17 protein-coding genes, 1 tRNA gene and 1 pseudogene are annotated in these 22,843 nt (G+C 47.9%); 13 read left to right on the top strand and 6 right to left on the bottom strand.

Annotated features, from left to right (window positions below):
* Positions 1-343: 343 nt before the first annotated feature.
* The 3 genes and pseudogenes from ABWH99_RS19470 to ABWH99_RS19460 all read left to right on the top strand — a co-directional run bounded on the left by ABWH99_RS19470 (position 344) and on the right by ABWH99_RS19460 (position 2,148).
* Complete coding sequence (locus tag ABWH99_RS19470; RefSeq protein WP_375583476.1) at positions 344-562, top strand: hypothetical protein; 219 nt, start codon at positions 344-346, stop codon at positions 560-562.
* A 261-nt stretch (positions 563-823) separates the two neighbouring features.
* Positions 824-1,217: pseudogene (locus ABWH99_RS19465) on the top strand (helix-turn-helix domain-containing protein); the annotation flags it as partial.
* Positions 1,218-1,356: 139 nt separating this feature from the next.
* Positions 1,357-2,148, top strand: a complete 792-nt coding sequence (locus ABWH99_RS19460; RefSeq protein WP_375583475.1) for a hypothetical protein — start codon at positions 1,357-1,359, stop codon at positions 2,146-2,148.
* A 426-nt stretch (positions 2,149-2,574) separates the two neighbouring features.
* Here ABWH99_RS19460 and ABWH99_RS19455 read toward each other — a convergent pair.
* A tRNA-Gln gene (locus tag ABWH99_RS19455) sits at positions 2,575-2,647 on the bottom strand.
* A gap of 360 nt (positions 2,648-3,007) precedes the next feature.
* Here ABWH99_RS19455 and ABWH99_RS19450 point away from each other — a divergent pair.
* A complete protein-coding gene (locus ABWH99_RS19450) occupies positions 3,008-5,761 on the top strand; it encodes an outer membrane beta-barrel protein (protein WP_375583474.1) in 2,754 nt (917 codons plus the stop codon).
* Positions 5,762-5,819: 58 nt separating this feature from the next.
* Here ABWH99_RS19450 and ABWH99_RS19445 read toward each other — a convergent pair whose 3' ends face one another.
* Positions 5,820-6,995: a hypothetical protein gene (locus ABWH99_RS19445; RefSeq protein WP_375583473.1), complete on the bottom strand. Its 1,176-nt coding sequence runs from the start codon at positions 6,993-6,995 to the stop codon at positions 5,820-5,822.
* Positions 6,996-7,129: 134 nt separating this feature from the next.
* Here ABWH99_RS19445 and ABWH99_RS19440 point away from each other — a divergent pair, with 134 nt between their 5' ends.
* The 3 genes from ABWH99_RS19440 (at position 7,130) to ABWH99_RS19430 (ending at position 11,167) form a co-directional block, all read left to right on the top strand.
* Positions 7,130-7,717 (top strand): uracil-DNA glycosylase family protein, encoded by a 588-nt coding sequence (locus tag ABWH99_RS19440; protein ID WP_375583472.1) that lies wholly within the window; start codon positions 7,130-7,132, stop codon positions 7,715-7,717.
* Between the two features lie 151 nt (positions 7,718-7,868).
* Positions 7,869-9,236 carry a Gfo/Idh/MocA family protein gene (locus ABWH99_RS19435; RefSeq protein ID WP_375583471.1) on the top strand — a complete coding sequence of 456 codons (1,368 nt, stop codon included), beginning with the start codon at positions 7,869-7,871 and terminating at the stop codon, positions 9,234-9,236.
* A 161-nt stretch (positions 9,237-9,397) separates the two neighbouring features.
* Positions 9,398-11,167, top strand: coding sequence for a hypothetical protein (locus tag ABWH99_RS19430; protein ID WP_375583470.1), 1,770 nt, complete (start codon positions 9,398-9,400; stop codon positions 11,165-11,167).
* Between the two features lie 156 nt (positions 11,168-11,323).
* Here the strand turns inward: ABWH99_RS19430 and ABWH99_RS19425 are convergent, their stop codons facing one another.
* Positions 11,324-12,442, bottom strand: coding sequence for an alkene reductase (locus ABWH99_RS19425; protein WP_375583469.1), 1,119 nt, complete (start codon positions 12,440-12,442; stop codon positions 11,324-11,326).
* 659 nt (positions 12,443-13,101) lie between these two features.
* On the opposite strand from ABWH99_RS19425, the gene ABWH99_RS19420 reads away from it, so the two are divergent.
* The 4 genes from ABWH99_RS19420 (at position 13,102) to ABWH99_RS19405 (ending at position 16,811) form a co-directional block, all read left to right on the top strand.
* On the top strand, positions 13,102-15,357 hold the full coding sequence (locus tag ABWH99_RS19420; RefSeq protein ID WP_375583468.1) for a TonB-dependent receptor domain-containing protein: 2,256 nt from the start codon (positions 13,102-13,104) through the stop codon (positions 15,355-15,357).
* Between the two features lie 90 nt (positions 15,358-15,447).
* Positions 15,448-15,936 carry a hemerythrin domain-containing protein gene (locus ABWH99_RS19415; RefSeq protein WP_375583467.1) on the top strand — a complete coding sequence of 163 codons (489 nt, stop codon included), beginning with the start codon at positions 15,448-15,450 and terminating at the stop codon, positions 15,934-15,936.
* Between the two features lie 10 nt (positions 15,937-15,946).
* Entirely contained in the window at positions 15,947-16,390 is a 444-nt protein-coding gene (locus tag ABWH99_RS19410) for an RrF2 family transcriptional regulator (RefSeq protein ID WP_375583466.1), read from the top strand.
* Between the two features lie 31 nt (positions 16,391-16,421).
* Positions 16,422-16,811 carry a group III truncated hemoglobin gene (locus ABWH99_RS19405; protein ID WP_375583465.1) on the top strand — a complete coding sequence of 130 codons (390 nt, stop codon included), beginning with the start codon at positions 16,422-16,424 and terminating at the stop codon, positions 16,809-16,811.
* On the opposite strand, the gene ABWH99_RS19400 is transcribed toward ABWH99_RS19405, so the two are convergent.
* The 3 genes from ABWH99_RS19400 to ABWH99_RS19390 all read right to left on the bottom strand — a co-directional run bounded on the left by ABWH99_RS19400 (position 16,796) and on the right by ABWH99_RS19390 (position 19,541).
* Complete coding sequence (locus ABWH99_RS19400) at positions 16,796-16,963, bottom strand: hypothetical protein (protein WP_375583464.1); 168 nt, start codon at positions 16,961-16,963, stop codon at positions 16,796-16,798. The two genes, ABWH99_RS19405 and ABWH99_RS19400, sit on opposite strands and share 16 nt — an antisense overlap.
* 989 nt (positions 16,964-17,952) lie before the next feature.
* On the bottom strand, positions 17,953-18,405 hold the full coding sequence (gene tnpA, locus ABWH99_RS19395; RefSeq protein WP_375583463.1) for an IS200/IS605 family transposase: 453 nt from the start codon (positions 18,403-18,405) through the stop codon (positions 17,953-17,955).
* 473 nt (positions 18,406-18,878) lie between these two features.
* The gene (locus ABWH99_RS19390; RefSeq protein WP_375586602.1) at positions 18,879-19,541 is read right to left on the bottom strand and encodes a hypothetical protein; all 663 of its coding nucleotides are present in this window, start codon (positions 19,539-19,541) and stop codon (positions 18,879-18,881) included.
* Positions 19,542-20,066: 525 nt separating this feature from the next.
* Here ABWH99_RS19390 and ABWH99_RS19385 point away from each other — a divergent pair.
* Together ABWH99_RS19385 and ABWH99_RS19380 are read left to right on the top strand one after the other, a co-directional pair.
* On the top strand, positions 20,067-21,233 hold the full coding sequence (locus ABWH99_RS19385) for a hypothetical protein (RefSeq protein ID WP_375583462.1): 1,167 nt from the start codon (positions 20,067-20,069) through the stop codon (positions 21,231-21,233).
* 34 nt (positions 21,234-21,267) lie between these two features.
* Complete coding sequence (locus ABWH99_RS19380; RefSeq protein WP_375582227.1) at positions 21,268-22,338, top strand: IS110 family transposase; 1,071 nt, start codon at positions 21,268-21,270, stop codon at positions 22,336-22,338.
* Positions 22,339-22,843 lie beyond the last annotated feature (505 nt).

The following is a 22,843-nucleotide window of genomic DNA, read 5'->3' as shown; positions in this document are numbered from 1 at the left end:
CTATTGGTAGATCAGTGGATAAATCGACGCAGGTTTCTGTCACCGAATAAGAACGGATTTGTCTAACTAAATTTCAAATGAAGTAGCGTATGTTTGGCTACCCTCAGTGAGTTGACTGGTAAGCCAGGCGGGACTTCGAGGGACCGGCGAATAAATTATTTGTGAAATCAAAAAGATATAAACTACATAGTTAAACTATTTTCATCACAACAGGTGAAACAGCGTCTTTTGGTCATTCTAGCTCGTTTAAGGAGAACTTGAGGTGTTGACATTGAATTCTGTTTTGATTGAGAGTAGCGACTAATTTATCCGTTAAAAATTTAAATTACTAAGTAAATAATTTATGAAAACAGTGAAATTCTACTGGGATCGCTTCGAAGAAAATCTATACAAAGACCTTCCCTTGCAGGTATTCAGTGCAAATGAACCACAAATGGTTAGGAATCTGGTCTGTAGGGATACCCGGAACTACCGGGCGGCGCGGGCGATCTGCAATTTATCGAAAAATGGGCTGGGTCAGCCTAAGGAGTTAGTAAAAGGGGAGGGGGTGTCTGATGGATAATCGTGTGCATCTACGGATCTCAGGTAAAAACCCGGAAGGAAAGAAACGGATATTTGAGATCATCAGGGAAGCCCTTGACTCGAATGGGTACCGTACGATAAACTTGCAAGCATCGCCTTGGGCAACTGACCGCTTGATGGCTTATAATGCAGCACATGATGTAGATTTGGAGTCGATAGATGAAAAACCTACGATGAAATCTGACAGTTAGGGATTAAATTTAGGTGTTGAATCTAATCACGAATTCCTAAAAACTGTTAGATGAATACAGAGACAAAAGTAACAAAAACCAAGGTAGGTTTAGCATAAGTAGCAGAACAATTAGGCAATGTTTCCCAGGCTAGCAAAGTTTTCGGTAACAGCAGAGATAGCTTTTACCGGTTCAAAGAACGCTACGGGCAGTGAGGAGAGCGAGCATTAAGCAAAAGGATACCAAATCTCAAGAACCGCAAAGAGGCAGAGATTGAAGAAGCAGTAGTCAAGTTTGCTTTCGACAATCCTGCGATGGGCCAGTTGCGTGTATCCAACGAACTTAAGAAAAAAGGTCTTTTTTATTTCTCCCGCAGGGGTAAGATGCGTATGGTTGCGTCATGATCTGGAAATCTTTAAAAAACGGTTGAAGGCATTGGAAGCCAAAGTAGCCCAGGATAGCCTACCTGGTAGACAGCGAATGGCAGGAGTTCCGGGAGCAAAGGGATGCGCTGGAGGAACGGTATAGGAGTTGATAATCAACGGCATCGTTTTTTAGTTGATGAATTTTTATACTTTGACTACTTATCAACAGAAACGTCATCATGTCCACTTTTGAACTGATACTAAGCATCCTTGCCTTAGTTGTAATCGGATTTTTGATAAATTCAGTTAGAAAGCGTAAACAGAACGCCACCAAAGTCCCTGGCCCGAAACCGGCCGAAAAATCTAAGACCACAGAACAAATTGTTATTGAAAAAATCGAAGAATCGTTTCCAGAAGCCGAACCTGAAGATGTCCGGCATACGATAGTCGTCGCACTTGCTGTAGATGGCAAGCCAGATGACTACGACGCACCGCCTACGGATACCGACAATTGGCCGGAACTATTATCCTTATCTTATTTCATTTTCGACAAGGAAGGGTACCTTATAAAGGACAAGGATTTGATTTTCAAAAATAGTACGCCACCCCCGGAAAATACACTAGAGGAATACTGCATTTCCATGGACCATTTGCAAGAAATGGCTATCCCACCGAATCAAGCGCTAAGAGAATTTATTAAAGATGCACAGGGGTGCAAAAAATTGGTCGCTCACAACGCCAGTTACGTTAACAATGTACTGCATTCCAATTTTCTCCGAAATAAGGAAAAATACCCTTTTTCAAGAACAAAAAAGGTTTGTACAATGAAAAAGACCAGACAGTTTTTAATGATACCATCTTACTATTCAGATGATTACAAATACCCGAAACTGGAGGAACTGGCTGCTGCTTGTTTTTCATCGGGAAAGGACCCAGAAGGTTTTGAAATAAATATAGCAAAGAGCTCCTATTGGAAAGCCAGGGCCACCGCAAAATGTTTTTGGTTTCTACATGATATCGGAGAATTATGAAATTTGTCAGCAAAACTATATTTTACAATTATATACTGGAAAATCGGTTTTTAGCCACACTACCTCCAAAACACCTCCTTGAACCTACTCATTTCGCATGGTTAGCTCCCAGCTATACCTGATTTTATTCGGTAAACTACGATTCTTTTTTTTCCACTCAATCTCCGTCAATCTCCCATCAATCCCACTGTCCCCTCCATATCCCACTAATCCCGACCTTGTCACTTAGCCCACAGTGAAACCATGAACGGAAAAGAAGACGGGTACGGTATTTTGTGATTTTTTGCGGTGGAATCAGCCTCAGATCGCTTGATCCCTAAGAAAAGTCCCGAACAAAACCCTTCACCGGTTAGTGAAGTGCCGTCGCCTACGCATAAAAAAAAACGGCCCAACGAAGGATTTTTCCTACATTGGGCCGGTAAATCGTTGGCCGACCAGGGCTCGAACCTGGACTCTTCTGAACCAAAATCAGACGTGTTGCCAGTTACACCATCGGCCAAAAAATACAGGGCTTCGAGCGCCCTTTTTTAAGTGTCACAAATGTAGCCGAACTTTCTTTTTAATGCAAATCCCTCTCTTAGGAATTTTTGTTTTTTCCTGGTAATCCACTTACGATCAGAAAGAAAGATTCCCTATCCGGTGGTATGCCCCGGCATTGGCCTCCACGATCGCCAAAATACAACGCAGCTAGCCGCTCCTTTTCCTTCCATTTTCCCCTTTACAATTAAATCGATAATTTACCTTATACATTAGCCCTGCCTGCCTTGACATAATAGAATTTGGCTGGCTGAAGGATTGTGGCGAATTTTCGGTCTAATATTTCGAAGCGATTCCATCTAGTTTGATAATTTACCATTCCATGCCCTTTCGATTGTCCTTTTTCGTTCTGCTTGCCTTTGTCTCCACTTCCCTTTCGCTTTTTGGCCAGCAAAAATATACCGGGACCATTGTTGACAGCGATAGTAAGGAACCGCTTTTCGGAGCTTACGTTTTCTTGAAAGACAGTGACGGGGAAACGCTTAGCTCTTCCTACACTGATTTTGATGGGGTGTTTCAAATCAACAAACCCGGGAAAAATAGCTTTTTGGTGGAGGTGTCGTTTATCGGTTACCAAACCTTGCAAAAAAACGTAAATGCCCCTACAGGGAACGATCTGGGTACCTTCGAGCTGCAGAGCGACGGGCAGGAAATGGAAGCTTTTGAGCTTTCTGCCGATGCACTCACCGGGGAAGTTCGCGGGGACACGGTGGCCTTCAACGCCAATGCCTTCAAAACCCGTCCCCAGGCCGATGCGGACGAATTGGTTCGGAAAATGCCCGGTGTGGTCATTCAAAACGGGGTGATCGAAGTGCAGGGCGAAGAAGTTAAGGAAGTGTTGGTCGATGGAAGGCCATTTTTCGGGGATAATCCGGCGGCGGCACTTAAGAACCTGCCCGCCCAGGTTGTATTGAAAATTGAATTTCTGGACCAACGTAGTGACGAAGCCCGCCTGACTGGCTTTGATGATGGGGAAACCACCAAAACGATCAATATCATCACCAAGCCGGGCATGCGTGCCGGCAGGTTTGGTAAATTTTACGGAGGCTATGGCACGGATAACAACTACATCGCCGGCGGCAACATGAACTTTTTTAATGGCGCCCGCCGGCTTTCTATCCTGGGATTGACGAACAACATCAACCAGCAGAATTTTGGGGAAGACGATCTGGGAAATCTTAATAGCGACGATAGCCGCCGGGGGGGCAACGAACTGGCGGTGGGAGAGTTGCCGGGCATCACCACCACCAATGCGGTTGGTGTCAATTTTTCCGACGAGTACCTGGACGAAAAATTAAAGGTAACGGGTAATTACCTGTTCAACGATCGGGACAACGTACTTACCCGGAGTTCTTCCCGGGAATACATCTTGCCCAACGATAGCTTGCAGCTCTACAACGAAGACCGAAACAACCAAACCCGTACCCAGAGTCACCGGATGAGTGCGCGCATCGATTACGAAATCGACGAACGGCAGGCGCTGATTCTGCGGCCAAGAATTGGTCTGGATTACCGCAAATCCACCACCATTCGGGACGCCTACAATCTCTTTGATGCAGCTACCCCGATCAGCCGCAATCAAAACACCACCCTCTCGGAAAGGCAGTCCATGAATTTCAGGAACTCGCTGATTTACCGGTACAATTTTGCGAAGGAAGGTAGGACCTTGTCTACCTATGTGTATACCAGCACCTACGATAGCGATAGCCAATCGGACCTGGTCGCTGCCAACCAAAATTTCCAAACAACCAACGTCGATTCCCTCATCCAGTTCCGGAACAGCCTGTATTCCAGCCTGTATTACAGCACCGGTGTCAGTTATTTTGAACCGTTGGGGGAGCGTTCCCGATTGCGCCTGGAATACCGGCTTTCCAACAATGCCTCCGACACGGACCAGACAGTAGAAATTCAGGAGCCGGAAACGGACCTCATTCGCCTGGACACCGCGTTGACCAACCGCTTTGAAAACCAATACATGACCCAACGTGGCCGTATCGGTTACAGCTATAACTCGGAAAAATTGTCCCTGTACAGCACGATCAGCTACGAATCTGCTTCCCTGGACAGTGACCGCTTATTCCCTGGTTTTGAAAATACGCAGCGCACTTTTTCGAACGTGCTCCCCAGATTAGTGGTTAATTATCAGATGGGAGAGTTCAGCAGCCTGCGCGTGGACTACAATACCGATACCGATGCCCCTTCCATCCGGCAGCTGCAGGACGTCATCAGCAATTCCAACCCCATGCAGATTTCCAATGGGAATCCGGATCTGAAACAGGAATACAGTCACCGACTTTTTACGCGCTTTCGTAAGATCAATCCGGAGACCAATCGCTCCCTGATGTTTTTTCTTTATGGAAACATCCGGCAGGATTATATCGGAAACGAGACCTTTATCGCACCAAAGGATACCCTGATCCAGAACGAGGTATTGCTGAATCAAGGCGGGCAATACACCCGGCCTGTAAACCTGAATAATTATTACGTGGCGCGCTTGTACGGAAGCTACGGGTTCCCATTGAAATTCATGAAAAGTAATCTTAACATCAACTCGTCCTTCACGGTGCGTAACCGGCCAGGGATCATCAATGGCCAGGAAAATTTCAATACCAATACCACATTCACGCAAGGGATCAACCTGAGCAGCAATATCAACGACCGGGTGGATTTCAATATCTCTTCTCGTGGGAGTTTTAATACCGTCCGAAGTAGCTTGCAAGAAGATTTAGACAATAATTTTTATACCCAACGGACGCGCGCAGACCTATTTTGGAATTTTGTAGGTGGAATCTTTGTAGGCAGCAGTGTCAATCACCAGGTGTACACCGGATTGGGCGAAGGGTTTGATCGAAGCATTTTTCTGGTCAACCTGGATCTGGGTTACCGCATCCCGCCCAGTAACAAAACGGAGATCAAGCTTACGGTTTTTGACCTGATGAATCAAAACGTAAGCATTGACCGAAATGTAACCGACGTGTTCGTCGAGGACGTTCGTACACAAGTTTTGCGTCAATTTTTTATGCTGACGGTAACGTACAACCTGCGGCGATTTGGTGGCTACGACATGGCTCTCTGATCGGTAATATACCGGTCTCCGGTGCGGGCTTTTTTGCCGGCAAATCGGTCAGCCGGTCTCAGTTCGTTCGATCCTTTTCGGCGATTTCCACCTGGTAAATCGTGACAAAATCCTCTTCTACTTCCGAATTGAATCGGGAAAGCCACCAGAGTTCTCCGCCCCGCACCAGAAATTGGCGGTGGTCCAGTGATTTAGGTAGGTCGAGTTGCTGAATGCCCTGGCCCTGATGGTCCATAAGGAAAAGGGCAGATGGATATTTATCTACGATGCTTTCCCTGAAGGCACGGTAATCGTCCGGATTGTCGATGGTCAGGTACCGTTCCCGATCGGCAAAATTGTATCCGGGATTGAAGGAGCTGATCAGGAAGTTTTTATACACTTTAAGCGTATGCGTCCGGCCAGCGGATGCATCGGAGGTAATGGATTTGGGGTCGGCTTTGGCCCGTTCGATTCCCTGGCCAGCGTTGTACTCGGGATAGGCAATGGATTTCCGAAACAGCAGCCGATGCGGTGGCTGGATGGTATAGGCATTGAGGTGGGGATCCGTGCCCGCGACGACCAGAAGTTTATCCTCCAGGATGGTAAAACTCGGGCTCATTTCGGGAATTTCAAAGGCCATCCCACTACTGCGAAAAGGGCTTTCTTCTTCCAGATGGACGATTCGTTCGGCAGACCCGTTTTCGGGGTCAAATCTGACCAATAGTTGGAATTGCTCGTAGTATTCCTCATCCGTTTTGTTGTACTCGCCCCGGGCTACCAGGCCTTTTTGAAAAAAAATCCCTTCGTGTTCCAACAATTCGGAGTCGGCCGCTGCCCTTCCACCGAAAAATGGAACGGCTTCTTCAAAAGGCCTGAACCTGGCCAGATTTCCCTCCGAATCGAAGGTAAAAAAACCTTTGTGGGAGATCAGGAAAATACCCCCGCCGGTTTCTATCCGAGCCGGGCTCCACAAATACTGCCCGTAACTCCCCTTGTCATCCCCCTGCTTGTTTAGGTCTAGTAGCCGATTCCCCTCAAAATCGGTCAGCAAGATGGTTCCACGCTGACGGTCGTAAAGGAGTATCCGCTTCTGGACGGGATCCACATCCATCAGGTCCAGTAGTCCCGGGTAGTCTACCCGAATGCTATCCCGGATTTCCAGTGCAAAGGAGACGCTTGCTTCCTCTTCCTCTGGGCCACAGGCTATAGCTAACAGTGCGCCACAGGCCAGAGCCAGCGATTGTGTTCGTATCATGGGATTTTTTTAACTAAAATAATAAGCAAAAAGATGCAATGCAAGCAAAGCGCTGATTATTGGCGATTTATGGTTCCACTGCGTCAGAGCATTGTTCCGTGGTTGTTAGCGAAGATATCCTTACCTTTGCGCCGATGAAAGACCTTTTGCAGCGCATCAAAGGGTGTACCCACTGTTCGGCCCATCTTCCATTGGGCCCCAATCCGGTACTTGCTGCCAGCGAGCGCAGCAAGATTCTGGTCATTGGTCAGGCTCCCGGAACCAGAGTGCATGCCAGCGGTATTCCCTGGAACGATGCCAGCGGCAAGGAATTGAGACGCTGGCTGGGAGTGTCTCCGGACCTGTTTTACGATCCGACTGTTTTTGGGATCATACCTATGGGTTTTTGCTATCCCGGTAGGGGAAAGGGGGGCGATTTACCACCGCGCCCGGAATGTGCTCCTTTGTGGCACGGAGAATTGCTGCCAAGGATGCCGGACATTCAGCTGACCTTACTGATCGGGCAATATGCCCAGCAGTACTACCTGGGAAAAAGTCGCAAGAAGAACTTAACGGAAACGGTCCGCCATTATGCCGATTACCTTCCAGAATTTTTTCCCCTGGTGCATCCTTCTCCCCGTAACAAATTGTGGCAAAAACGAAACCCCTGGTTTGAAGAAGAAGTGCTCCCTGTCCTTCGCTTTCGTATCCAGACAATTCTACAGGCATCGCAGCGTCGGTAGTTGTCGAAACGGACCCATCTTTTTGATACGAAGGGAAGCAAACGGCAGTTTGTTCGGGGAAGGGCTTACCTATCCGATACAGAAGGCGGAAGGACATGGTTTTTGCCAGGATTTTTTTTGTTTCCACGGCCAAATACCCGTATTTTCCGGAATGAAAAATTCGAGACGCTCTTTTTTAAAAAAGGCGGCCCTTGCTACCGGGACCGTTTTCGGAATTCCCCAGTACATTCCAGCAGCTGCCCTGGGAAGAGACGGGTTTGTGCCTCCTTCGGACCGCATCACCCTCGCATTCATTGGTGCCGGTAATCAGGCAGGGAATGACGTGCGGGGCTTTTTACCGGACAAGCGGGTACAGGTTACCGCCATTTGCGACGTGAACAAAAAAAGCCCCGGGTATTGGAACGGGAAGGTGGCCGGCAGGGAATACATTCAGCAGGTCGTCAACGACTATTATTCCGAAAAGCAAGGAAAATCGTACCGTTCTGCCGCAGGCTATACCGATTTCCGGGAAGTGCTGCAAAACGAATCCATCGATGCGGTGGAGGTGGTTACTCCCGATCATTGGCATGCCATTCCGGTGATGATGGCGGCAGCGGCGGGTAAACACATCTATTGCCAGAAACCGCTGTCCCTGACCGTGGAGGAAGGCCGGGCCATGAGCGATGCCGTCAAAAAGTACGGGGTTACCTTTCAGACAGGCAGTCAGCAGCGTTCCAGCCATCATTTTCGGCGAGTGTGCGAACTGGCAAGAAACGGCAGGTTGGGAGAGCTTCATACCGTTACCTGCGGACTTCCCGGCGGGACACCGGATTTCGGGAAAACCGGCCATTTGACGGAAACGGTTCCCGTACCTTCGGATTTTGATTACGACCTTTGGCTGGGTCCGGCGCCGGAAGCGCCGTACAGTCCCTGCCGTACCCACGTCAATTACCGATGGGTCATGGACTACTCCGGTGGAAACGTGACCGACTGGGGCGGGCATCACCCGGATATCGCCCAATGGGGTATGGGTACGGATCATACGGGACCGGTAAAAATCCAGAATGCCCAGGCCGTATGGTCCGATCATCCCGTATGGAATACCGCGACCCGCTTTTACTTTGAATGCATCTATGCAGATGGAGTCAAACTAATCATCCAAAGTGACAAAGACTTCGGAGTGACCTTTCATGGGACGGAAGGTTCGGCATGGGCCACCCGCGGCGACCACAAAACCACGCCGGAAACATTGATGGATACTGTCATCGGGCCTAACGAGACCTCGCTCTACCGCAGCGATAACCACTATGAAAATTTTATCGACTGCATTCTCTCGGGGGAAGAAACGGTGGCTCCCGCTGAAGTGGGACATCGGTCCATCACCCTTGCGCATTTGGGGAATATCGCCATGATGCTTGGCCAAGACCTGGATTGGGACCCTGTGAAGGAAGAGTTTATTGGGAATTTTGCAGCGAATCAGCTGCTGGCTAGGAAAATGCGAGAGCCCTGGGCTTCGCTTTACCGTAGTTTACAGGTGTAGCACAGCTCCAGGTCGGAAAGGCTTCGGGTACTTTTCCTGACGAAAGTCAGTTCCGAGGCTGAGGGTTTTTAGGTTTTTTGGGAGGTCAGGTCGGTAGCTTTGTGGTGCAACGCTTTCGAATGGTCAAAAAGCGTACCTGTTACCGTAACAAATCACCGTTTATGTCAAAAATGCATAGTTTTCACATCCCAGTCATGGGATTGGGATTTACCGTTGATAGCCCCCTGAAAGTTGCCCGCTTTGGAATTGATTCTGTGGTTTCCATCATGGATGATCAATTGCTGGAAGAGATGCGGCGCATATACTCCGGAAAGTTGGGAATTCCCTATGTACCCATCGAAGAAAAAGCAGCAGACGCCCGAGCCAGAAGGGTCCGGGAGTACCTGAATTTTTTACAAGCTACCGTGACCGGGCAGATCAGGGAACTAAAACAACAGGCCTTTGGCGAAGACAAAGAAATAGATACGTATTTTACCCTATTGCCCGAAACCCATCCCCTTTACCAGGTATATCGTCGCATGCAGCAAGCAACGGGTGCCGAACGAGGAGCCTTGGAGGACGAATTACGAAAGGCAATCGTACCGGGGAGCATTGATGTAAACATCATGACCAAGGTCGATAAAATCAATTACGACAAGGAGGGGCATGCCTTACCCCGAGAGTATTCCGATGCCCTGGCCGCGTTGCGGGGCTTCGCCCAGAGTGAGGTCAAGGGTGGTGTGGTCTTTTCTGCCGGAATGAATCCTGCACTATACAGCTATCTGGGTGAATTTTCTGATTTCTTTCCGGATCGGAAGGGAAGGCTTAAAAAGTCCATAATTCTAAAGGTTTCGGACTATCGGTCGGCTTTGATTCAGGGGAAGTTTTTGGCAAAAAAAGGGCTTTGGGTCTCGGAATTCCGTATTGAGTCGGGAATGAACTGCGGCGGCCATGCCTTTGCGACGGACGGTTTTTTGGCGGGACCGATTTTAGCGTCATTTAAAGAGAATAAAGAAACCCTGCGTCAGGAGTTGCTCACGCTTTGCCAGCAATCCTTGGAGGAAAAAAAGCTGCAACGCTTACCTGAGAGTATCCGTCCGAAAATAACCTACCAGGGAGGAATCGGGACTGCGGAAGAAAACCAACTGCTGCTCCATACTTACGACTTGGACGGAACCGGATGGGGCAGTCCTTTTTTGTTGGTTCCCGAGGCAACGAGTGTGGATCCGGATACGCTGGATCGGCTATTGGCAGCGAAAAAGTCGGACTTTTACCTGAGTCGCGCCTCTCCCTTGGGTATTCCTTTCAACAACCTCCGAACCAGTAGCGGAGAGGAGCAGCGGAAAGCGCGCATCGATCGGGAGCGTCCGGGAAGCCCCTGCTACAAGAAGTTTTTATCCACCAATACGGAATTTACGGAGAAACCTATCTGTACAGCCTCCCGGCAATATCAGCTCTTAAAAATCAAGCAAAAGGCGGCTGGAGAAATTTCCGAGGCAGCTCTGGAAGAAATTCTGGACAAGGATTGTTTGTGCGAAGGCCTGTCCGCACCGGCCATTCTTGCCGGTGGGGAAACACCCCGAAGAAACCTGAAAGCAGTGACCATATGTCCCGGCCCAAACCTGGCGTATTTTAAAGGGACATTTAGCCTAAAGGAAATGGTGGACCACATCTACGGTAAGATGCCGTTCCATCTGAACGCCGATCGGCCTCATGTCTTTCTGAAAGAATTGCAACTGTACGTGGAACACCTGAAGAATGAAATAGAGACAGCCGTACCCGAAAATGCCAGGAAATTCGAAAATTACGTAGAGAAGTTTCGAAAAAACCTGGCAGAGGGAATAAGCTACTACCAGGAATTGACTTCCCTTTGGTCGGCCGAGAACGAAACGCTGCTAGCGAAATTAAAAGAACAGGTTTCCGGATTGACCTGGGAGCTGGAACAGGTTTGACTAACTTTCCTCAATAAAAACGCGTCGTACCGTAAGACATTGGATTTTCCGGCTACCGTCAACTGATTTTTTGGGAATATCGATCGAATATCTAAAAAAAAAGCCAGCCCGAGCTCATTTTTGCCTAGGGCTGGCTTTTCTGGCCTCCTGTCGGATTTAACGGGAAGTTTGTGCTTTTTCCGCCTCTAAGGAGCTGGGATAATCCGTGTACCCCTTGGCTCCAGGTGTATAAAAGGTTGCCTGGTCCCATTCCGTAAGGGGTAGATTTTTTTCGATGCGGCTCACCAGGTCCGGATTGGAAACAAAGGGTTTGCCGAAAGATACGGCGTCTGCCAGCCCTTCTTCCAGAAATCGATTACCCTTATCCCGGTCAAACCCACCGTTGATGATCAGGTTTCCCTGGTATTTTGGTCGGTATCTTTTGGCGATTTGCGTTTCTGCATGGGGCAGCTGGGACACGTCTGTAAACGGCTCGGAAAGGTGCAGGTAAGCCAGATCGTAGTCATTGAGTTTTTCCACGATGTAGTCAAAAGTAGGAATGGTTTCTTCGTCCAGGGTCATGCCAAACAAACCGTGCAGCGAGGGATTCAAGCGCACACCGATGCGGTTTTCGGGGAGAACCTCCTTGATTGCGTCAATGATTTCGAAGAGAATTCTTGCCCGGTTCGCGATACTCCCGCCATAGGCGTCGCTGCGGACGTTTGAGGTTCGACTGAAAAACTGGTGTAGCAAATAGCCGTTGGATGCGTGGATTTCTACTCCGTCAACCCCAGCCTTGAACGCGTTTTCGGCACCGTTGCGAAAATCCAGAACGGTTTGCCGAATCTCCTCCAGGCTCATTGCCTTGGGAGTGACGGTCTCTTTGAATCCCTCCGGTGTAAAGGATTTAGCTTCCGGATTGATTGCAGAAGGAGCCAGTGGCAGCTCGCCTCCGTGAAAATCCGGATGGGAAATCCTTCCCACATGCCAAAGTTGAATAAAAATACGTCCGCCTTCCTCGTGTACCGCCTGGGTGACTTTTCTCCACCCTTCCACCTGAGCCGGTGTATGGATTCCTGGGGTGTTGATGTAGCCGACTGCCCTGGGGGAGATTTGTGAGCCTTCGGTAATGATGAGTCCGGCGGTTGCGCGTTGCCGGTAGTAGGCTGCATGCAGCTCCGTGGGAGCCTTTTCCGGATTATCCGCCCGACTACGGGTCATGGGTGCCATTAAGATCCGGTTCCTTAGATGCAGGTCTGCCATGCTCCATGCGGTCAATAACGAAATGGGTTTCATAGATTCTAGTTGGTTTAGCTACGTTGTTTTCTTTTTCATTGCTACCAATCGCTCGACCGAAGTACCAGAGGGATTGATAGAATGTTTGTACAACATGTGTAGCTACACAAAAAGTTCTCTGTTGCGGAAGCACATTGCCAGGAACCGGAATAAATACATCAGGGCCTCGCGAAACAGCAATCCATTTCGAGTCTAGACCAAGGAGAAAGCGGTTCGTTGGGGGCGCTACCTTCTTTAGCAAGACCCGCCTCAGTCGAGGGTGCTTTTTTCCAGCCAACCCCTAAGGGCTGCTGTCTTTTATTCCATCTCCCGGCGCTATTGGTAGTAGGCAGGCTGCCTGTCTCATTTTCCATCCTTTGCGGTCACCCCTTCCAGGGAGTATTGCTCGTGGATCGTTCGGGGCATAGCGCAGGTTTTGGTGGTCTGCATTTTGTAAACGGTATTTTGGCATCCCATTTTTGCATGAACGGCTGGTCTCGGATTACCCGGATGTGCCCTCCATTCGCTGATTTCAAGAGCGGTGGGGAGTACTACAGTGACAAAAGCTACCGGGGTTGAAAAAATCACTACCTAATTTAGCAAAAAGGGCAAGGTGCCAGGCAATCGGTGCTATGTTTCACGCTTTTCCCCATTTTGGGAAATCCAGAAATTCAAAATTGATGAAAACGATTTTTACCTATTTGTTACAGACCGTCCTACTGATGGCTCCATTTACTATCGTCCATGCCCAGGAAGGCAAACCCCTTCGCTTTTTTGACAGTGAGGATGGGGTGCCCATCTCTGGGATTACTTACCGGTACGGTTCACAGGTGGGGAGCAGCGACTCATCCGGTACGATTTACTTACGTAGGGACCGGGCTAGTCGGCTGCAGTTGCACCACCTTCGGTACGGGAGCAGGGAACTCTCCGAATCGGCGTTTGACCGGCTATGGGAAACCGGAAGCGGTACCCTACAGCCGGAGTGGTTGGAGCTGCTGCCGGTTTCGGTCATTTCCATAGGCAGCCGGCAGGAGAAGGATCAGCAAATTTACTTTTCGGCGCGGGAAAAACTCCACCACGATGCAGGGGCGCTACTAAATGAGAATCCCATGATTTCTTCCATCCGCAAAAGTGGTGCCTTTGGCTTTGATCCGGTGATGCGAGGGTTTAAATACGATCAGATCAACGTGGTGGTAGATGGATTGCAATCGGCCACTGCTGCCTGCCCCAATCGGATGGATCCGCCCACTTCGCAAATAGCACTGGGCCGCATGCAAAAAGTAGAATTACTCAAAGGACCCCATGCACTTCGCTACGGAATAGGTCTGGGAGGAACGGTAAACTTTGTAAGTGAAGCGCCGATTTTTGTCGAAAATCCGGAGACTTACGGGAGGTTTTCCAGCATGTGGGAGCAAAACGGGCAGGTGCTGCGAAACGAAGGGAAACTGGGTTGGCGAACAAAGCAGGCGGATATGGGGCTCATCGGTTCCTGGTCCAGGGGTTCGGATTACCGGGACGGTGAGGGCAATACCGTACCCGCCTCCTTTATGCGCGCTTCCGTCGGCTTTTATGGGGATTTTGCTACGGGCGAGAGGGAAAACCTGTCGGTGAATCTCAACCGGAATTTTGCCCGTGACGTGGCCTTCCCCACCTTGCCAATGGATCTTCGAAAGGACGATACCTGGATGGGTAATGCCAGGTTTACGAAGTCTTTCCTGGGGCGGCAGCTCAAATCCATCACACAGTCGGTATACCTCAGTCAGGTGGACCATTTGATGGATAACGGATTGAGAGAACTGAATCCCCGGATGATGGATGCCCGAACTCCGGCAAAAACAACCAATGCAGGGGGAAGGGTAGAGGCAGAATGGCGGCCGGGCGCCGGTAGGCTGTTTGCAGGCCTGGATTTCCGGAGCGAAAAGGCCCAAGGAATCCGGGAACGCACCTTTCTGATGGGGCCGAACGAAGGCAAAACCATGCTGGACAATGCCTGGCAAGAGGCGTTGATTCAAAAGTTCGGTGTTTTTACTGCATATTCCGTTCCCTTGGCCACAGGTATGCTTAGCATCTCCGGTAGGCTGGACATGAACCGGGCTCAGGCTCTGGACCCTAGCGCCGAATTCAGCCAGCAGTTCGAGGAAATTTCTGCGGTTCAAGCCAACCCCGGCTTATCGCTGGGTTGGCAAAATGACCTGAACGAGACCTGGCAGTTCGGTATCTGGCTTGCCCGGGTAAGCAGAAGTGGCAGCCTTACCGAGCGGTACATCAATTATTTTCCGGTAGGATTGGATCCGTACGAACTTTTGGGAAATCCACAACTGAACCCCGAGACCAACAATCAGGTGGATCTTAACCTGCAGCATCGGACCGAACAGTTTTCGCTGTCGGTTAGCCTGTTTGGGGCCTATTTGAATGATTACATTACGGGAGTACGGACCGAACTTACGCCTCGCTTGCCCCAAAGTCCCGGAGTCAGGCAGTTTGTCAATGTGGAGGAGGCGTTTAAATCCGGGATGGAATGGGCCATTGAGCATCGGATAGGGGCTAACTGGTCCCAATCCTTTATGGCCGCGTATACCTACGGTCAAGATCTGGCAAATCAAGAGCCGCTCCCGGAAATTGCTCCCCTGGACCTCCGCTATACCTTGCAGGCCAGGCATCTGGACGGAAGACTGACCACGTTGCTTCGCTTGCGGGCGGTTGCTGCGCAGCAACGGGTCTCTGCTCGCTTTGGTGAATCCACCACCCCCGGGTTTCGATTGGTGGACCTGGAGGGCGCGTATCGGGTGCTGCCTACTTTAACGCTCCGGGCGGCGGTGCACAATTTGCTGGATCAACGCTATTACGAGCATCTGAACCGACCCATTCGAAGTCAGGAAGGCCCGTTGTTTGCGCCAGGCCGGAATTTTCGGCTAATGCTGAGCGTGGATTTCTAAAAAAAGATAATTAAGTATTTTATTTGCAGGGGAATCTGATTATCTTTGATTTCTTTTAGAAAGAAAGCAAAGCAACTGAAACAACGATCCATGCATAGACCATTGAAGCGGCACAAAGCATTGGTACCCTTGTCCCGGGACCATCATTTCGGTCTGCTTTTGGTATGGAAGATTCGGCAAGGACTTTCTTTTAAGGTAAATCTTTTGCGGATTCGCGATTACCTGGTCTATTACGTTGACCAGCATATTTCCCCTCATTTTCTATTGGAAGAAGCAGCTGTATTTCCCTTTTTAGAGGCGAAGGATCCGCTGCGGCAACAAGCCGAAGCGCAGCACGAGGCGATCCGATCGACTTTTGAAGGGATCAGGGGTGGAGAGCCGGAAGCGATGTCCCAATCTTTGGAGGAATTTGCCGGAAGTCTGGAAGCGCATATTCGGTTTGAGGAACGATCTCTGTTTGAGCACATGCAGGCAGTACTTTCGCCGGAAAAGCTGACAAAGCTGGGCGAAAAAATAGCGGAAAGCCATCGGCTTTCGGACGAAATCTGGGAAGATGAATTTTGGAAAAAAGATAACTAACTATTAGCGCATGTTTTCTAAAGCTTGTGAATACGGGATCAGAGCAGTGATCTACATTTGGTCCCAAAACAAACGGGGGATCAAGCTCGGAGTAAAGGATATTTGCAAGGAAATTGATGCCCCGGAATATTTCACGGCAAAGATTTTACAATCGCTCGCCAGGCAAAACCTGGTGAGCTCAACCAAGGGTCCGAACGGGGGATTTTACATCGATACGGACCAGGAAAAGATGCGTTTATTGGATCTGGTAATTGCCATTGACGGTGATTCCCTGTTCAAAGGGTGTGGCTTGGGGTTGAAGCATTGTTCGGAACAGCATCCTTGTCCCATTCATGATGAATACAAGACCATTCGGGAAGGACTCACACGTCTGCTTTCTGACAAAAGTTTAAAGGAATTGGCAGAGGAGGTGGCCGCTGGAAAAGCGACACTCTCCACGGCAACGAGTACATGATGTAGGAGTTAACCAGGGAAAGGAGAAAGAGATGAAGAAGGAAATTGGCGGGCCTGAAGAGATTCGCGAATTGGTGGATCTGTTTTACGGCAAAGTGAGAAAGGATGACTTATTGGGTCCCCTATTCGACGAGCGCATCGGGGAAGAATGGGACCTGCATCTGGATAAAATGTACCGGTTTTGGCAAACCGTTTTGCTTCAGGAGCACAGCTACCTGGGAAGCCCGTTTACGCCGCATGCAAGCATGCCCATCGGTGAGGCGCATTTTCGTCGCTGGCTGCTGTTATTTGAACAAACCCTGGAGGAAAACTTCACGGGAGAAAAGGCGGAAGAGGCCCGGTGGCGGGCCGCGAAAATGGCGGAAATGTTTCAGCTTAAAATAGCCCATTACCGAGACCACTCCATTCACCCAATCGGGTAATTTTTCGGGGATACCTGTAGAATTTGCGCGATGATTTCGTCGTTTTGCAGACCCAAGCCTTCTTTCTGGTAGGTAAGAACTCCCTCCGTATCGAAAACGCTGAGAATGTTCGAATGGGAAAAATCGATCGGGTCGATTCGCTTGTATTTCATGGAACGTACGTCGGCAAATTCCCCTACCAACAGCAGTGCAGGAATCTATCCCGCCCCTACAGGGCTACCACACCAATCGATGCTTTGCTACGATGGGCTTCACCCATCGCTGGGATCTGCCGCCCCTTCAGGGCTAGTAGCAGGCAATACAAGTTGAGAGCCAGAATCAATCAATAATAGAATACCTGGCCTTTGCTGAATAACGAATACCTGCTTTATAAAAAACCTCAGCGATGAAAGGGCGGCCTACCCAAGCACAGGGTGCAGCCCTGTGAAAAATTAATCGATACGGGAATCTCAAGCTCCGTAGGGGCGAAACAGGTTTGTCAATCCCCATACCGCCGTGCAGGAATCTATCCCGCCCCTACAGGGCTACCAAACCGATCGATGCTTTGCTACGATGGGCTTCACCCATCGCTGGGATCTGCCGCCCTTTCAGGGCTAGTAGCAGGCAATACAAGTTGAGAGCCAGAATCAATCAATAATAGAATACCTGGCCTTTGCCGAGTAACGAATACCTGCTTTATAAAAACCCCCAGCGCTGACGGCGGGAGCTACCCAAGCACAGGGTGCAGCCCTGTGAAAAATTAATCGATACGGGAATCTCAAGCTCCGTAGGGGCGAAACAGGTTTGTAAATCCCCATACCGCCGTGCAGGAATCTATCCCGCCCCTACAGGGCTACCACACCAATCGATGCTTTGGTACGATGGGCTGCTCCCATCGCTGGGAGATGGCGCCCTTTCAGGGCTGGTAGCAGGCAATACAAGTTGAGAGCCAGAATCAATCAATAATAGAATACCTGGCCTTTGCCGAGTAACGAATACCAGCTTTGCAGAAAAACCCAAGCGCTGAAAGTGCGAGCTACCCAAGCACAGGGTGCAGCCCTGTGATAAAATGGATGAACGGGTTCCAAGCCCTGTAGGGGCGAAATATTTCCGTCATTCCACCCGGTTCCGTAAAAACCCGGTCCATGACAAACGATTACTGCTAGTCCCAAACATATCTCTCATCGTACTCAACATTATACTTTTTTAAAAACGCACGGTGCTCTTCCTGGAATGTCCTTTTGTCATGGTGAGCATGTTGGTTGGAAATGTATTGAATTACGGTGTCCACCTCAGTGGGATTTACCGAAAAAGCACCGTAACCGTTTTGCCAATAAAAGTTTTCCAATCCTGCTGCTTGTGTCTTCACCCATTTTGAGGAATGGGATTTTAAGTCCTCCAGTAATTCTACCAATGCCCTCTTTTTTGATAGCAAGCAGAGAATATGAACATGATCGGTGTACCCACCTATTTTTATAACCGGGCATTCCATGTTGTTGCAAATCCCTCCCAGATAACGATGAAGCGCATCTTCTACCGTATTACTAATCAATGGCATTCGGTTTTTTGTACTAAAAATAATATGAATATAATTTCTAACGTGAGACTGTCCCATAATGCGTATATTAGTAGCCCCCATTTGAAGAGGAATGTGTAAATATCTGATTAACTAACCCTTATAAAAATATTTTATTTTCGGTTTATTCGCAAATTTGGTTGTAAAGGAACAATTAATTTTTAACGAGGTTGTGGAAAGCGAAAGGGGTAAAATATCTCGCCCTTTCAGGGCTGGAATATAAACCTGGCTTCTTTTACGATGGGCTTCACCCATCGCTAGGATATCCCGCCCCTTCAGGGCTAGTAGCAGGCAATACAAGTTGAGAGCCAGAATCAATCAATAATAGAATACCTGGCCTTTGCCGAGTAACGAATACCTGCTTTATAAAAACCCCCAGCGCTGACGGCGGGAGCTACCCAAGCACAGGGTGCAGCCCTGTGAAAAATTAATCGACACGGGAATTCCAAGCTCCGTAGGGGCGAAACAGGTTTGTCAATTCCCATACCGCCGTGCAGGAATCTATCCCGCCCCTACAGGGCTACCAAACCGATCGATGCTTTGCTACGATGGGCTTCACCCATCGCTGGGATCTGCCGCCCCTTCAGGGCTAGTAGCAGGCCTTTGTCTTCCGCGAAAAAGATAAACAGAAAGCGGTCCAGCAGCTTTTGGCTTTTTTTATAGAGTTCCAGTTCGTCTGGCCCTGGATTCTTGGCCACCATGTCTTGCCAGAGTTGCTGCTTGAAGGAGGAATAGTCGGCATAGAGTTGTTTCGTGATGTGTTCCTCCACGAGCAGGGATTCCTCCTTGAGATTTTTGGGTAGATCGCTGAGCAGGTTGTCTTTTTGGAGGAGCAGCCAGAAGCGTTTGAAGGCTTCGGGTTGCATGTCAAACAGGTTGAACTCTACGAAATCGATGGCATTGTCGATGTAGAAGCGCAGCTTTTCGAAGTTGCTGGTGACGACGTAGCGGCATTCCGGCTGGTTGTTTTTGTAAGCGAAGGCCTGGTCCCGGATTTTTTCCAGGTCTTTGGTATCGGTTCCCTTGAGTTCGATGACGGCCAGGGCTTTTCCCTCCCTGAGGATGGCGCCATCGGTTTTTTTAGCATCTTTTACATTTTTAAGCTCGGTGGTGAGGTTGTAATCCGGATTGGGATTGATGGTATAGCCCAGGATGTTTACGAAGAGTTCCCGCAGGAAGCCTTCCTGAAACTGCTCTTCCTTTGCTGCGCGGATGTTGGCCTGGATTTGTGGATGGTGAAAATACCTGCGGTAGGCCTAAAAAGCCTCCAGAATGGGCCGCTGGGTCTGGGCGGCCAGGTATTTTTTGATTACGGAATTTTGGAATAGGGCCATTCAAACTAGCGGATAGTCGGATCGCTCCGGGGAAACATTTTTCTAAAAATAAAAAGAATGATGGTTTTAGGTAAACCAATGGCAAAAATTATTGAAATTTTTAACAGGAAAGCGACTGAAATTAACAGAATGGAAGGGAAGGCACCAAAAATATAATTGTTGGTTCAAGAAAATACTGAAACCTTTCAGTATACCCCAAGTTAATCGATTTTGTGATATCGGGATTTATTTATTTAGGTAACGAAATTAAACTAATCTATATTTATTTTGACTAAAAATTTATTAAAATATATATTTTGATTGAGTATTTTATTTAAACTTGCTAATTTTAAATAAAATAGTATTTTTTATTTAATAATTTATCCCGTGGGAAAATCTTTCTACTTCGCAATTATACCTTTGTTTTTGCTTACAAACAGTGTATTTGCCACTAAACCTCCAAGTGTTGACCCGGTTCCTCCGAGGGTTAATGTAGATGGCACCTGGTACAACGATGGTGACACAGCATACATCGAATGCAGTAAAACAAGTACTACAATATTAATAGATCCGGTTTTTACGGGTTCGGGGGTATTGAGAATATCGGTAGAAACTACCGCCAATTTCAGTAGTAGCGATACACCTTCTTCCTTGCAAAAAACACTAAATTTGGATCCTAACAGCCAAAATGGACATGTTGATGTAGGTTATCAATTTGTTGTTGGTGACAAAATGAGAGTGTACATCCAACAAAAGCCTCCTGAACCAATTATTACAGCAGGATCCAATGTTTGTGCGGGAAATTCGGGTAGTTTTACGGCTATCAGTAATTATGATTTTCAAAGCACAAAACCAATAAACCTGGTTTGGCAGACAACTGGTGGGGTCACCGTAAATGGGAGTAATAGCTATACGGAACAGCCTGGAGTATCCAGTACAGTCACTATCGCGAATGGTTCTACGGGATCCTTTTCTGTCAAAGCTGTAATTGCCGGTTGTAGCAGTTTAGAAAGTACCCCGAAAACCGAAAATATCGGTACCCCTGTCGTAACAAATCCTAATTATTGGTTATTTGATTCCTATTCCAATATGTGGCAATTCAGCCAAAGTGTAACCGGGCCTGGAATAACCTATACCTTTTATGTTTCCTCTGGTTCTGCCCAGCTAAATCAACAGCTTCAGGACTGTTACATCACCACGACAGAAGGAGCTACAGTCTGTGTAACCGGAACAAATTCATGTGGAACAGGAACACCTTATTGTTTTTACATTCCTCCGGCCAGTGGACTTCTTCGAACAATATATCCAAACCCTGTTACCAACCTACTGACTTTAGAATTCAACACCAGTAAATCATCCTATTCCATTCCTTTTGAGGTGATTCTTTATTCTGAAAAATCTATGAAAACAGTTAAGCACTTAACTCAAGAAGATGTCAATTCACTAGAATCTTTTAAAGCAAATCACCGTATTGAGATGGATGTAGCAGATTTACCCCGAAGGCCATATGTTTGCAAGAGCAATAGCATAAGTTTCAGGAAATCATTAGATTAAGTTTTCTAGAACCATGCTATAACCTCCGAAACTTATGCAAACACAAGTTAACAAAAACGATTTTTCCGGCCAAAACATTTATGTGGGTATTGATGCCCACCTCAAAAGCTGGAAAGTTACAGTGATGATGGATAATCTTCATAAACGCACGTTTTCACAGGATCCCTGTGCAGAGACTTTGTACAATTATCTTGTCCGGAACTATCCGGGTGCTACCTACTTCAGTGCCTATGAGGCTGGATTCTCGGGATACTGGACTCATTACAAGCTTTGCGCTCTTGGGTTCAATTCCATTGTGGTCAATCCTGCTGATATTCCGACAACCGGCAAGGAAAAAGTACAGAAAGAGGATGCCAGGGACAGCCAAAAAATTGCCCGGTCCCTAAGAAACGGGGAACTGGTCCCTATCTACATACCCTCTTTGGCCTCTCTTGGTGACAGGGGGCTTATGAGGTTAAGAAAAACTGTCGTCAATGATACCACCAGGATCAAAAACAGGATCAAGGCCAGCCTCCATTTTAACGGCATAAGTATTCCCGGGGAAATAAACAGCCCAAAATGGAACAAAAAGCTTCTTAGATGGCTGGATGGACTTGAACTCGGTATGGTGGAAAAACAAATAATGGACAGTCATCTGTCCATTTTGTACCATATGCGGAAAACCACCCTAAATGTCACCAACCAAATACGAACCCTTTCCAAAACAGAAAAGTATGAGCAGGAAATCAAGTTATTGATGACCATTCCAGGAATCGGGCTCTTGACGGCAATGACCCTATTGACCGAGCTGGAAAGGCTGGACAGGTTCAACTCCCTCGACAAACTATGCTCTTTTATCGGCCTTGTACCGTCAACCAACTCATCCGGGGATACCGAAAGAACGGGTAATATCACCCCCAGGGGGCATAAGGTGCTGAGAGCTGCTCTAATAGAATGTGCCTGGGTCGCTGCAAGGACTGATCCGGCATTGGCAAAAAGCTATAACCAATATTGCAAAAGGATGAAAGCCAATCAAGCCATAACCAGAATAGCAAAGAAACTTTTAAGCAGGATCAGATACGTATTGAAAAACAAACAGCCCTATGTGCTTGGAGTCGTCAAATAAAACCGCACAAACATATTATTCTGTAAAACAATCCCCAACCTTTATTGGGACCGTTAAAAAACCTTGCAGCAACTAAGTTGACTGTTATCTCGAAGGCTACGGCCCAATATCCAATAAATTAAAATGTGGCAATGCAGCTCATTGAGTCTGTTAATAGAAGGTTGTTTTATGGAGTAAGTTGCTGTTTTTGATAGTAGTAAAACGAGTTTTTTAAGCTATCAAAAGACAAAGAATTCAAAGATAAAAAAAGCCCCTAACTAAAGGGGCCTGGGAGTATATTCTCCGTCATGAACCCTATTGCTGGTGGGTTGCTCTCCAGCAGAGCCCACTTCCTCTTCAGATTCATGTTTTAAAGATAAAATGTATCTTTCTCAAGAAAAAATATCCCCGCAAATTAGGAAAGCAACATAGAGGGGTTTATTATCTTCATACAATACCTAGTAAAAAATCAAAGCTTGCTAGTCAAAAAGCAAAAATCATTTTAGAATAAAAAATCGTTATTAAT

It is taken from the genome of Cyclobacterium xiamenense (genome assembly GCF_042140265.1).
Classification (GTDB): Bacteria; Bacteroidota; Bacteroidia; order Cytophagales; family Cyclobacteriaceae; genus Cyclobacterium; species Cyclobacterium xiamenense_A.
Note: the sequence above shows the minus strand (reverse complement) of the source record. Positions and strands in the feature narration are given on the sequence as shown.